This is a genomic window from Oleiagrimonas soli, assembly GCF_000761445.1.
Taxonomy (GTDB): Bacteria; Pseudomonadota; Gammaproteobacteria; order Xanthomonadales; family Rhodanobacteraceae; genus Oleiagrimonas; species Oleiagrimonas soli.
Genome location: NZ_KN196470.1, coordinates 2,904,920 through 2,917,803, shown reverse-complemented (window position 1 = coordinate 2,917,803; position 12,884 = coordinate 2,904,920). Strand labels below are relative to the sequence as shown.

The window sequence follows — 12,884 nt, the reverse complement described above, 5'->3', positions numbered from 1 at the left end:
CGGGCCGACAAGCGCGTGCGAAGCGCCTCAGTACGGCTGACCGGACGAGCTGGCCGGCGCGGGCTGCGGCGTGGTCGGCGTGTTGTCCTCGCCCGGCGTCTCGTTGTGCTTCTTCTCCCACGACTGCTGCTGCTTGAGCAGGGCATCGGGATCGAAGCCTTCGTCGTTCAGACCTTGCATCTGGTCGATGACGCTGGCCGGCGGATTGCCGTCGTAGAGCTGGTAGGTGCGCTGCTGCAGGTAGGCGTCGCGCAGGAACACGTACGGATCGTAGGCCGATTCCAGAAAGCTTTCGGCGTCGATGGCGCGTGCGCGCAGCGTGACCAGATACAGCACCGACGGCAGGTACTGCTGGCCGTGGTCGAAGCGTCCCTGATTGCGCGAGTAGATCGACATCGGGTCGAAGAAGTAGCTGTCCACCGGCAGGTGCCACACGTCGCGCCCGGTGGTCGGGCCGATCAGCGGCAGCACCAGATACGGGCCGTCCGGCACGCCCCAGCGTGCCAGGGTGATGCCGAAGTCGGTGTCGTCGAGCGGCAGACCCATGCGGCTGGCCGGATCGAAGAAGCCGCCCAGACCCAGTGTCAGGTTGACCAGGAATCGCGCCGAGGCGGTCATGGCTTTCTTCGGTCGCGCCTGCAGCAGGTCGTTGGCGACCGTGATCGGCATGCGGATGTTGGTGAAGAAGTCGCTGATCGAGCGGCGCACCGGCGGGTTGGTGATCTTGCGGTAGCCGACCGCGACCGGTCGGATCGCGACCTTGTCGACCGCATTGTTGAAGGCGTACACCTTGCGGTTGTACTTCTCCAGCGGGTCGTCGGTGCGCGGCTTGGCGACGGCGCAACCGGTCAGCGCGATCACTGCGGCGAGCAGTGCGGCACGGCGGAATTTTTGCTTCAGGGTAGGGCGCATGAGCAAACGGCGTGACCTTATATGAACCGTAGAGTTTAATTATATTTTGGAGCGCTGACCAGCGATGCGCGCATTCGGCATGGTATGTCGCTGCGCCGTTGCCAGCCAAGCGCACCCGAAGCTACACTGTCCACCCTGAATAAGTACCTTTTTTTTCTTAGGAATTCCGCATGGCCCGCATTACCGTCGAGGACTGCCTGCAGGTGGTCGACAACCGTTTCGAGCTGGTGCTGATGGCGACCCGTCGCGCACGTCAGCTGGCCAAGGGCGCCGAGTCCCTGGTGAACCCCGAGCACGACAAGCCGTCCGTGCTGGCGCTGCGCGAGATCGCCGATCGCCGCATCGACGAAGCCACCATCGATGAAATCGACCGCGCCGAGCGCGAGCGTGCCGAGCGCGAAGCGCTGGAATGGGCCGCTGCCGAGGTCGAGGAAGAGGCGGCCGCCAAGAACGCCGACGAGTAAGTCCATGCTCGCGCGCCGTCCCCACGCACCTCGCCAGGATGCACGCCGGACGGCGCGGCAGGCGACCCCGCGCGCGAGGAGGGCGACGGCCTGACCGGTCGTTGCGACCGCATGGCCCTGCCCACGTCCGCCGACACGCCCGCGCAGCAAGCGATCCCCAAGGATGTGCTCGATCTCGAGCAGCGTCTGGCCGAATACCTGCCGGACGAGGATGTGGCGCGCGTCCGTCGCGCCTACCTGATCGGCGCCGAGGCGCACGCGGGGCAGATGCGCAAGAGCGGCGAGCCGTACATCACCCATCCGGTGGCTGTCGCGGCATTGCTGGCCGAGCTGCACATGGACGCGGAAACCATCATCGCCGCGATCCTGCACGACACGCTGGAAGACACCCAACTCGACCGCGAACAGATCGTCGAGGAATTCGGCGATGTGGTGGTGGAACTGGTCGACGGCGTCACCAAGCTCGACAGCGTGCGTTTCCGCAGTCGCCAGGAGGCCGCGGCGGAAAGCTTCCGCAAGATGCTGCTGGCGATGGCGCGCGATCTGCGCGTGATCCTCATCAAGCTGGCCGACCGTCTGCACAACATGCGCACGCTCGGCGCCAAGGAATCCACCTCGCGCCGGCGCATCGCCCGCGAAACGCTGGAAATCTACGCCCCCATTGCCCAGCGACTGGGCATGAACCGCATGAAGGCGGAGCTGCAGGACCTGGGCTTCCGCGCGCTGTATCCGGACCGCCATCGCGTCATCAGCGCGCGCATTCGCAGCGCGCTGGGCAATCGTCGCGAAGTGATGGGCCGGATCGAGGCGTCGCTGGCGAACCGGCTGGGCGAAGAGAACATTCAGGCCAAGGTGGTCAGCCGGGTCAAGGCGCCGTATAGCATCTACATGAAGATGCGTCGCGAGCACAAATCGTTCGACGACGTGATGGACGTGTACGGCTTCCGCGTGGTCACCGACAACGTGATGCGCTGCTACCAGGCGCTGGGCGCGATCCACATGCTGTACAAGCCGGTGGACAAGCGCTTCAAGGATTTCATCGCCATTCCCAAGGCCAACGGCTACCAGTCGCTGCACACGGTGCTGTTCGGACCGTTCGGCGCGCCCATCGAGATCCAGATCCGCACCGAGGAGATGGATTCGGTGGCCGAGCGCGGCGTGGCCGCGCACTGGAGCTACAAGGCGCAGAGCGGCCCGGCCAACAGCGCGCAGTCGCGTGCGCGCGAATGGCTGGCCGGGCTGGCCGAGCGTCAGGCCGGCACCGATTCGTCGTCGGAATTCATCGAGAACGTCAAGGTCGACCTGTTCCCCGACGAGGTCTACCTGTTCACGCCCAAGGGCGAGATCATGTCGCTGCCGCGCAACGCCACGGCCATCGATTTCGCCTATGCCGTGCACACCGACGTCGGCGATCATGCGGTGTCCGCGCGCGTCAACGACAAGCTGGTGCCGTTGCGCACGCGGCTGGATTCGGGGCAGCGCGTGGAGATCATCACCGCGCCGTCGTCGATGCCGCGACTGGATTGGCTCGACGTGGTGGTGACCGGCAAGGCGCGCACCGCCATCCGCCAGTTCATCAAGCACATGCAGCACGAGGACGCGGTGCAGTTCGGCCACCGCATGCTCGACCGCGCGCTTGAGGCGCGCGGCGCCAGTCTCGACGGCATCCGCCCGAAGACGCTGGAGCGCTACCTGGCCGACAACAAGCTCAAGCGTTTCGAGGAGCTGCTGGCCGATATCGCGCTGGGCAACCGCATGCCCGACCAGGTCGCCGCGCAGCTGCTCGGCACCACCGCCGAGACGCGCCGGATCGCCGGCGACGCGACCCAGGACAAGATCCGCATCACTGGCGACGAGCGTGGCGTCATCAGCTTCGGCAACTGCTGCCATCCGGTGCCGGGCGACGACATCATCGGCTACCTCTCGGCCGGCAAGGGCATCGTCGTGCATCGGGTCGAGTGCCCGAACATGGTCGAGTTCCGCAAGTCGCCGGAGCGCTGCATCGGCATCGCCTGGGATCGCGAGGTGCGCGGCGACTTCAAGGTCGAGCTGCGCATCGAGGTCATCAACCGCACCGGCGTGCTGGCCACCGTGGCTGCGGCCATCGCCGACGCCAACTCGAACATCGAGAACGTCGAGTACATCGAGCGCGATCTGTCCGCCGCCACGCTGCTGTTCATGATCGAGGTGAAGAACCGCAAGCATCTGGCCGACGTGATGCGCGGCGTGCGTCGCGCCGGCGTGGTCAACGGCGTCTACCGGCACCCGGTCTGAAGCACGCCCGCGGCGCGGGACCTTGCTATGCTCAGCGGCCTCATTCGTCGCTTCCGAGGTGTCCATGTCCCGCAGCATCATCGCCACCGACAACGCTCCGTCCGCCATCGGCCCGTATTCGCAGGCCGTGCGCGCCGGGCAGACCGTCTACCTGTCCGGACAGATTCCGCTGGACCCGGCGTCCGGCGCGATGGTCCATGGCGACATCGCGGTGCAGGCGCGCCGCGTGTTCGACAACCTCAAGGCCGTGTGCGAGGCCGCGGGCGGCAGTCTGTCCGACCTGGTGCGCGTCGGCATCTACATGACCGATCTGGCGCATTTCGCCGCCGTCAACGCGGTGATGGAGTCGTACTTCGAGCAGCCGTACCCGTCGCGCGCGACGGTGCAGGTGGCGGCGCTGCCCAAGGGCGCGCAGATCGAGGTCGACGGCATTCTGGTGCTCGACTGACGCGGGAACGGCTCGCGATTCTGGGCTAGTCTCGCCTCGATGAAGATGACGGACGCCACTACGGCCGCCGATGCCGGTCGCGAACCGGTTACCGTGCTCAGCGGCATCGGACCGGCGCTGGCCCGTGCGCTGGAAAAACTCGGCGTCGCCTGTGTGCAGGATCTGTGGTTCCACCTGCCGTTGCGCTACGAGGATCGCACCCGGATCACCCCGATCCGCGAGCTGATCGGGGGGCAGCCTGCGCAGGTCGAGGGCGAGGTCGAGGCGGTCGACAGCGGTTTCGGTTATCGCGCGCAGCTGAAGGTGGCGATCGGCGACGATTCGGCGTCCACCCTGACGCTGCGCTTCTTCCATTTCCGCAAGGCGCAGGCCGATCAACTGCGCGTCGGCACGCGGCTGCGCTGCTACGGCGACGTGCGCATGGGCGCGCGCGGCGTGGAGATGATCCATCCGCAGTACCAGCGCGTAGCGGTGGGCGCGCCGCTGGATGCGCGGCTGACGCCGGTGTATCCGACCACCGAGGGACTCGGTCAGAAGCGCCTGCGCAGCGTCATCGAGAAAGCGCTCGAACGCTTGCCCGACGATGACGTGCTGGAGCTGATCCCGGCCTCGCTGCGAGAAGGTCTCGGGCTGGGCTCGCTGCGCGAAGCGCTGCTGACGGTGCATCGTCCACCGCCCGAAGCCGATCTGTCGGCGCTGGCGCGCGGCATGCATCCGGCACAGCAGCGTCTGGCGTTCGAGGAACTGCTGACCCAGCACCTGAGTCTGCAGCGGCTGCGCGCGCAGGTGCGCAGCCGGCGCGCACCTGCGTTGCAGGGATGTGGAACATTGCGACGTCGTCTGCTCGACACGCTGCCTTTCGCGCTGACCGGCGCGCAGCAGCGCGTGGACGCCGAAGTACTGGCCGACCTGGCGCAGGCCAAGCCGATGCTGCGACTGGTGCAGGGCGATGTCGGCAGCGGCAAGACCGTGGTCGCCGCGCTGGCCGCGCTGGCCGCGGTGGAGTGCGGCTGGCAGGCGGCGTTGATGGCGCCGACCGAACTGCTGGCCGAGCAGCACCTGGCCAATCTGAGCGCCTGGCTGGAGCCGCTCGGCGTCGAGGTCGCGTGGCTGGCCGGCAAGGTGCAGGGCAAGGCGCGCAAGCAGGCGCTGGATGCCGTGGCCGGCGGCACGCCGGTGGTGGTCGGCACGCACGCGCTGATGCAGGAAGGCGTGGTGTTCGATCGTCTGGGCCTGGTCATCATCGACGAGCAGCACCGCTTCGGTGTGCATCAGCGCCTGGCCTTGCGCGACAAGGGCGCCGAGGGGGAGCAGGTGCCGCATCAGCTGGTGCTGACCGCGACGCCGATTCCGCGCACCCTGGCGATGAGCGCCTACGCGGATCTGGACGTGTCCTCCATCGACGAGCTGCCGCCCGGACGCACCCCGGTGCAGACCGTGGCCATCGCGGGTTCGCGTCGCGGCGAGGTGATCGAACGTCTGCGCGCGGCTTGCGGCGAGGGGCGGCAGGCGTACTGGGTCTGCACCATCATCGAGGAATCCGAGCAGTTGGTCGCACAGGCGGCCGAGGTGGTGCACGCCGAGCTGTCTGCCGCGTTGCCGGGGCTGCGCGTGGAGCTGGTCCACGGGCGCATGAAGGCGCGCGAGAAGTTGGCGGTGATGCAGGCATTCAAGCGCGGCGAGGTCGCGGTGCTGGTGGCGACGACGGTGATCGAGGTCGGCGTCGACGTGCCCAATGCCAGCCTGATGGTGATCGAGAACGCCGAGCGACTCGGTCTGGCGCAGCTGCACCAGCTGCGCGGCCGCGTGGGCCGCGGCAGCGTGGCGTCGAGCTGCGTGCTGCTGTACCACACGCCGCTGTCGGCGCTGGCGCGCGAGCGGCTGCAGGTGATGCGCGAGACCAGCGATGGCTTCCGCATCGCCGAGAAGGATCTGGAGCTGCGCGGTCCCGGCGAGGTGCTGGGCACGCGGCAGACCGGGCGGCTGGAGTTCCGCGTCGCCGACCTGGCGCGCGACGCGCATCTGCTGCCGGCCGTGCAGCGCGTCGGCGCAGCCATGCTGCAAGAGCATCCGCAGCGCGCCGAGCGCTTGGTGCGACGCTGGATCGGCGCCGCGGCACGCTACGCCGACGCCTGAAACCGCGAACAAAGCGATGTAGCGCAGGGCTGCGGCATGCATCCCGCTCGCGCTATGCTGTGCGTTTTCCCGCGGGCACGACCATGAATCAGCCGCATCTCATCATCGACACCGATCCCGGCGTGGACGACGCCCTGGCGTTGCTTATGGCGCACGCGCACGGCCACGTGCACGCGCTGACCATCGCCGCCGGCAATGTCGGTCTCGCCCACACCGTGCGCAACGCGCTCACGCTGATGGATGTGATCGGCGCCGACACGCCGGTGCATCCCGGTTGTCCCGTGCCGCTGGTGCAGACGCCGTCCGAGGACGCCGCGCTGGTGCATGGCGCGGATGGCTTCGGCGATGTTGGTTTCGCCGATCCCAAACGCACGGCCGAGAACGAGTCGGCCGCGCTGGCGTTGATCCGTCTCAGCCACGCGCACCCGGAAGCGACGCTGGTCGCGCTGGGGCCGCTGACCAACGTGGCGCTGGCGGTGCGTCTGGACCCGAGCCTGCCGTCGCGCATCGGCCGCTTCGTCATCATGGGCGGCGCGGTCAACGGCCACGGCAACACCATGAGCACGCCGGCCGAGTTCAACATCGGCTTCGATCCGGAAGCCGCGCACGTGGTGTTCGAGGCGTTTCCGGCTTTCGAGCTGGTCGACTGGGAAGCCACCGTGCGTCACGCCTTCGACGGCGCGACCTTCGACCGCTGGCTGGAGCAGGGCGACGAGCGCGCGAAGTTCTACGCGCAGATCGGCGCGACTTCGCGCGCCTGGAATGCCCGTCGCGGCCGCACCGGCGTGATCGCCGCCGACGCGCTGGCGATGGCGGTGGCGCTGGACCCGGCGCTGGTCCAGCGTGCCGAGACGCATCCGGTGATGGTCGAGATGAACGGCGCCCGCACGCGCGGCATGACCGTGGTGGACTGGGAGGCGCGTCTGGACCGTCCGGCCAACGCGCGCATCGTGTTCGATGTCGACATGGCGCGCTTCGAGGCCCTGGTGGCGCGGGCGTTGGGCGTGCCGGACGCGGCGATCTGAGTTTTGTTGTTGCAAGGCTTGCGGCAGGACGGTCCTGCTCGCTACAATGCCCGTCTTTTCCCCGCGCTTTAGCCCGGAGCGAGCCATGAAGCCCGACACCCATCCGAACTACCAGCCGGTGGTGTTCCAGGACCAGTCGTCCGATTTCGCCTTTCTGACGAAGTCGACGATGTCCAGCCAGGAAACCATCCAATGGGAAGATGGCAACGAGTATCCGCTGATCAAAGTGGAAATCTCCAGCCATTCGCACCCGTTCTACACCGGCAAGCAGAAGACCATCGACGCCGGCGGCCGCGTGGACAAGTTCCGCCGTCGCTACGGCAAGTAAGCCGTCCCACGACGACTTTTTCGATCGGCCCCGGCCGTGTCGAATCCGATGTTCACGAAAGCCGCGGTTTCTCCGGAAGCCGCGGCTTTTCGCGTGCTTCGAGCCGGCGTTTCCCCATCGCCTGCGCCGCGGTGTCGCATCCGTACGCAAGCGTCTTGTGACATAATGGGGAGATAACGGGCACGCCGTGGCCCGGATGGCAAGCCTCTTATGCCGGCTTGCCGCGCTTGTTGATCTCACGTCCCCACCGGCGCCGCCACGCGATCACGCCGGGACCGCATACCAAGGAGTACGCCGTGTCTGACAAGACCGTGAAGCTGACCGACGACAGCACCAGCACCAGTATCGAACTTCCGCTGGTCGAGCCCACCCTGGGCCCGTCCTGCATCGACATTTCGTCGTTGTACAAGAGCACCGGCCACTTCACTTTCGACCCTGGCTTCGCCGCCACCGCGAGCACCAAGAGCGCGATCACCTACATCGACGGCGACAAGGGCGTGCTGTTGTATCGCGGTTACCCGATCGAGCAGCTGGCCGAGAATTCCAGCTTTCTGGAAGTGGCCTACCTGCTGCTCAACGGCGAGCTGCCGAGCGAAGGCGAATTCAAGACCTTCGAGCATCACGTCACGCATCACTCGATGATGCACGAGTCGCAGAAGCACTTCTTCCGCGGCTTCCATCACGACGCGCACCCGATGGCCATGCTGTGCAGCGCGATCGCCTCCCTGTCGGCGTTCTATCACGACGACCTGGACATCGAGGATCCCGAGCAGCGCAAGATGGCGGCCATCCGCCTGATCGCTAAAATGCCGACCATCGCCGCCGCCTGCTATCGCTATTCCATCGGCTGGCCGTTCCGTTATCCGCGCAACAACCTCGAATACTGCGACCGCTTCCTGCACCAGATGTTCGAGGTGCCGAGCGAGCCGCTGGAGATGAACCCGGTCGCCGCCAAGGCGCTGGACCTGCTGTTCATCCTGCACGCCGATCACGAGCAGAACGCCTCGACCTCGACCGTGCGCCTGGTCGGCTCGACCGGCGCCAATCCGTACGCCTCCGTCGCCGCCGGCATCGCCGCGCTGTGGGGACCGGCGCACGGCGGCGCCAACGAGGCCGTGCTGAAGATGCTGGAAGAGATCGGCACGCCGGACAACGTCGAGAGCGCCGTCAAGCGCGCCAAGGACAAGAACGACAGCTTCCGCCTGATGGGCTTCGGCCACCGCGTGTACAAGAACTTCGATCCGCGCGCCAAGATCATCCGCAAGACCTGCCACGAGGTGCTGGATGCCCTGGGCGTGTCCGATCCGCTGCTGGACGTGGCGATGAAGCTGGAAGAGGCGGCGCTGAAGGACGAGTACTTCGTCGAGCGCAAGCTGTACCCGAACGTCGACTTCTACTCCGGCATCATCTACAAGGCGCTGGGCATCCCGACCGAGATGTTCACGGTCATGTTTGCCATCGCCCGCACCGCCGGCTGGATCTCGCACTGGATCGAGCATCACGAGACCCCGGGCTCGCGCATCGGTCGTCCGCGTCAGGTCTACACCGGCGCCACGCCGCGTGACTACGTGGCGATGGGCAAGCGTTGAGTTTCACGGCTCGCGCCGCACACGACAAAGAAAACGCCCCGCATGCCGGGGCGTTTTCTTTTGGTTCCGCGTGAAGGCGGGCGTGTGATTCTTGGGGCGTTCAGCGGCCGAGCGCGTTGGTCAGCATGTCCTCGAAATCCTGGTCGTTGCTGCTGTCCGGTGCGGTCAACAGGTCGTCGACGACGCTCAGCGAGGCGCGTTCCATCGGCCGCTCGTCGATGCGTCCCAGCGGCGCCTGGCGCAGGGCGTCGCGCGGAAACACGGTGAGGTCGAACGGCAGTTCCTCGGCGCGGAACAGATAGACCGGATAGTCGCCCGAACGCTCGCGTGTTTCGCGCAGGCGTCGGCTCTGCACCTCGTAGGGAATGCCGCGTTCTTCCAGGAAGCGTGGCACCGCCTCGGGTTCGTCGCAGAACAGGTGCAGGCAGACCGCGGAGTGGCTGTCCGCGGTGCCGTCCAGCACGGCGCCGACCAGGCGCGGCTCGAAGCGGGCGAGGAAACCCATGGCTTCGCGCGCGGCCTCGCGGCGGCGACGCAGCGCCTGCGGTTGTTCGTGACCGTGGAAGATGCGCTGGCGTTCGCGCAGCGCCTGTTCGATCTCGCGGTTTCGCGGCAGCGCCTGTTCGTCGTCGACCCCCATGCGTTCGGCGGCCTTGAGCTTGGCGTGGTGGAAGTCGCGGATGCCGTGTTCGCTCATCAGGCGGGCCGCTTCCTGGGCGACGCGCTGACGGTTGCGGTGCAGGCGATCCTGGGCGTGTATGCGGTGATGCTGACCTCGGGCCATGGCGTGCACTCCGTACGTCCGGGTACAGCCTAACCGAGCTGGGCGATTTGCGATACCCGGCAGATCGCGCCGCCGCGAGGGCGGCGCGACGACGCATCAGAAGATGTCGTAGGCGTGCTTCTGGTTCTGATCCTGCTTGGCCTTGCGCGCCAGTTCCTGCAGGTGCGGCACGTCCTCGACCTTGAAGATTTCCGGCATCGCGTCCGGATCGTCGGCGGTGGTCGGCAGGCCGGTATTGCGGTTGATCAGCAGGCTGGTGATGCCCGGCGGACGCGGCAGCGCGGATTCGGGCGTGCCCTTCAGCGCGGCGCCCATGTAGTCCATCCAGATCGGTAGCGCGGCGGTGGCGCCGAACTCGTAGCCCAGTGTCGAGAAGTTGTCGAAGCCGACCCAGACCGTGGTCACCACCTTGTCGTTGAAGCCGCAGAACCAGGCGTCGCGGTGTTCGTTGGTGGTGCCGGTCTTGCCGGCCAGGTCCGGCCGGTTCAGAGCGCGTGCGGCGATGCCGGTGCCGTGCAGGATCACGTCCTTCATCAACGACGTCGTGAGGTAGTCGTTGCGGATGTTGATGACGCGCGGCGCCAGGCGCGGTTCGGCCGTGCTGGAAGCTTCGGCCGGTTGCGGGCTGCTGCTCGAGGCGATCGGCTGCAACGGCAGCAGGCCGTCGGTGCCTGCGTACGACGCGGCGGCAGCGACCGAGCTGGACGGCGCTGGCGGCAGGGTGTCGCTGGCGTCGCTGCTCTGCAGTAGGCGCGCCTGACAGTCACGGCACGCGCGCAACGGATTGGCCTTGTAGATCGTCTGGCCGTCGCGGTTGTCGATTTCCTGGATGAAGTACGGTTCGACCAGGAAGCCGCCGTTGGCGAACACGGCGTAGGCGCGCGCCATGGTCATCGGCGAGACCGAGGCCGTGCCCAGCGCCATCGACAGGTTGTCGGGCACCGCGTCGGGGTCGAAGCCGAAGCGCAGCGCGTACTGGCGCGCGAACTGCAGGCCCAGCGTGTCCAGCAGGCGGACCGAGACCAGGTTCTTGGACTTGATCAGCGCCGTGCGCAGACGGATCGGTCCGTCGAATTTGCCGTCGTCGTTGGACGGCGTCCACTGGCCGTTGGGCTTGGACGGATCCGGCAGCACCACGGGCGCATCGTTGATGATGGTCGCCGGCGTGAAGCCGTGCTCGAACGCGGCCGAGTAGATGAACGGCTTGAAGCTGGAGCCGGGCTGACGGCCGCTGCCGGTCATCAGGGCGCGATTGAACTTGCTGCGCTGGAAGCTGAAGCCGCCGACCAGCGCAAGCACCGCGCCGTCGTCGGGATTGAGCGAAACCAGGCCGCTCTGCGCCGCGGGGATCTGTGCCAGCTGCCACTGGCCCTTGTCGTCCTTGCGCAGGCGCACGATGTCGCCGGGCTTGAGCACGTCGTCGACATGCTTGGGCTTCGGGCCGCGATAGCGCGGCTTCAGGTATTTCTGCGCCCAGGCTACGGCGTCCAGCTTCAACTGCACGTTGCGGCCGTCGTCGAGCACGAGACGGGCATCGTCGTTGCCGCTGGTGACGACCAGCGCCGGCTTCAGACCGCCGACATCGTGATAGTGGGCGAGTATCTTCGCGTAGTCGGACGCCTGTGCCTGCGGCGGCAGCTGCACGTGCGCCTCGGGGCCGCGGTAGCCATGGCGACGGTCGTATTCCAGCAGACCCTTGCGCACCGCAGCGACGGCGTCGGCCTGGTCTTGCGCGCGGATCGTGGTGTGGATGACGTAGCCGTCCGTCAGCGCGGCGTTGCCCAGCTTGTCCAACGCGGCCTGGCGCACCATCTCGGCCAGGTACGGCGCATGCGCGGCGATCGGCAGTTCATGCGGAGCAGCGTGCAGCGGCGTGGCGAGGGCTTCCTCGTACTGCGCCTTGGTGATGAAGTTGTTCGCCAGCATGCGGCCGAGCACGTAATCGCGGCGCGCGTGGCCGAGGCGCTGATGATCGGTCGGGTTGACCACGGACGGACGCTGGAAGGTCGAGGCGATCATCGCGCATTCGGCGATGGTCAGCTGGTCGAGCGTCTTGCCGTAGTAGTACTGCGCCGCGGCGCCGACGCCGTAGGTGCGGTGACCGAGGAACATCTTGTTGAGATACAGCTGCAGGATTTCGTCCTTGGTCAGCTCGTGCTCGATGCGGAAGGCGGTGAAGATCTCGGTGATCTTGCGGGTGTAGGTTTTCTGCGAACTGAGGAAGAAGTTGCGCGCCACCTGCTGAGTGATGGTCGAACCGCCCTGGGTCTTCTTGCCGCCGCTCAGCACGACATGGATGGCCGCGCGCAGCGTGCCGGTCCAGTCCACGCCGCCGTGGTGATAGAAGTCGTCATCCTCGGCCGCGAGCACGGCATGCTTGAGGCGCGCGGGCACGTTGTCGATCTTGACCGGCAGTCGGCGCATCTCGCCGAATTCGGCGATCAGCTTGCCGTCGGCGCTGAGCACGCGCAGCGGAACCTGCATCTGCACGTCCTTGAGCGAATCGACCGAAGGCAGACGCGGCGAGATGAGCCAGTAGGCGACGCCGATGGCGATGGCCCCCAGCAGAGTGCCCGCCAGCGCGAGGATCAGTGCGTAGCGGAGCAGACGCTTGATGATTGGCATGGAATAGGAAACTTGGCTGAAAACGGAATCGGGGTCACGCAAGAGTCCGAGTATAGAGCGCCGGGCGCATGCGTGTTCAAGCCGTTTGTGCGCTTGCGCACTCGCGCACGCTTGCGGGGAAGACGGCCGGATGGTGCGGCGTGGGTCACGGAATGCCGCTCGCGACGTGCGATGCGTCACGACTTTGCGCCGCGCGCCACATGGATACGGCACAAAGTTGTCGACTTACCTGAATTTGCCGCTAGGATGTTTGCCCGGCGCACGGAAACGGCGGTCGCGCAGCGGCAAAACGCGTTCGT

The 12,884-nt window shown here is 66.9% G+C and carries 10 protein-coding genes; 7 read left to right on the top strand and 3 right to left on the bottom strand.

The genetic code is table 11. The features are described 5' to 3' along the window. Positions 1-27: 27 nt before the first annotated feature. Positions 28-912, bottom strand: coding sequence for an MlaA family lipoprotein (locus LF63_RS13045; RefSeq protein ID WP_052395092.1), 885 nt, complete (start codon positions 910-912; stop codon positions 28-30). Positions 913-1,082: 170 nt separating this feature from the next. Between LF63_RS13045 and rpoZ the strand changes: the two genes are divergently transcribed. The 7 genes from rpoZ to LF63_RS13010 all read left to right on the top strand — a co-directional run bounded on the left by rpoZ (position 1,083) and on the right by LF63_RS13010 (position 9,176). After that, positions 1,083-1,376 carry a DNA-directed RNA polymerase subunit omega gene (gene rpoZ / locus LF63_RS13040; RefSeq protein WP_043102460.1) on the top strand — a complete coding sequence of 98 codons (294 nt, stop codon included), beginning with the start codon at positions 1,083-1,085 and terminating at the stop codon, positions 1,374-1,376. Positions 1,377-1,487: 111 nt separating this feature from the next. After that, positions 1,488-3,650, top strand: coding sequence for a RelA/SpoT family protein (locus LF63_RS13035; RefSeq protein WP_043102458.1), 2,163 nt, complete (start codon positions 1,488-1,490; stop codon positions 3,648-3,650). A 64-nt stretch (positions 3,651-3,714) separates the two neighbouring features. Further along, complete coding sequence (locus tag LF63_RS13030) at positions 3,715-4,098, top strand: RidA family protein (protein WP_043102455.1); 384 nt, start codon at positions 3,715-3,717, stop codon at positions 4,096-4,098. A 45-nt stretch (positions 4,099-4,143) separates the two neighbouring features. Next, positions 4,144-6,234, top strand: coding sequence for an ATP-dependent DNA helicase RecG (recG, locus tag LF63_RS13025; protein WP_152569334.1), 2,091 nt, complete (start codon positions 4,144-4,146; stop codon positions 6,232-6,234). A gap of 83 nt (positions 6,235-6,317) precedes the next feature. After that, the gene (locus tag LF63_RS13020) at positions 6,318-7,259 is read left to right on the top strand and encodes a nucleoside hydrolase (RefSeq protein WP_043102451.1); all 942 of its coding nucleotides are present in this window, start codon (positions 6,318-6,320) and stop codon (positions 7,257-7,259) included. An 85-nt stretch (positions 7,260-7,344) separates the two neighbouring features. Next, entirely contained in the window at positions 7,345-7,587 is a 243-nt protein-coding gene (locus tag LF63_RS13015) for a type B 50S ribosomal protein L31 (protein ID WP_043102450.1), read from the top strand. A gap of 296 nt (positions 7,588-7,883) precedes the next feature. Beyond that, complete coding sequence (locus LF63_RS13010) at positions 7,884-9,176, top strand: citrate synthase (RefSeq protein WP_043102448.1); 1,293 nt, start codon at positions 7,884-7,886, stop codon at positions 9,174-9,176. 100 nt (positions 9,177-9,276) lie between these two features. Here LF63_RS13010 and LF63_RS13005 read toward each other — a convergent pair whose 3' ends face one another. After that, positions 9,277-9,960: a hypothetical protein gene (locus LF63_RS13005; RefSeq protein ID WP_043102445.1), complete on the bottom strand. Its 684-nt coding sequence runs from the start codon at positions 9,958-9,960 to the stop codon at positions 9,277-9,279. A gap of 96 nt (positions 9,961-10,056) precedes the next feature. Then, positions 10,057-12,585 (bottom strand): penicillin-binding protein 1A, encoded by a 2,529-nt coding sequence (locus LF63_RS13000; protein ID WP_043102442.1) that lies wholly within the window; start codon positions 12,583-12,585, stop codon positions 10,057-10,059. Positions 12,586-12,884 lie beyond the last annotated feature (299 nt).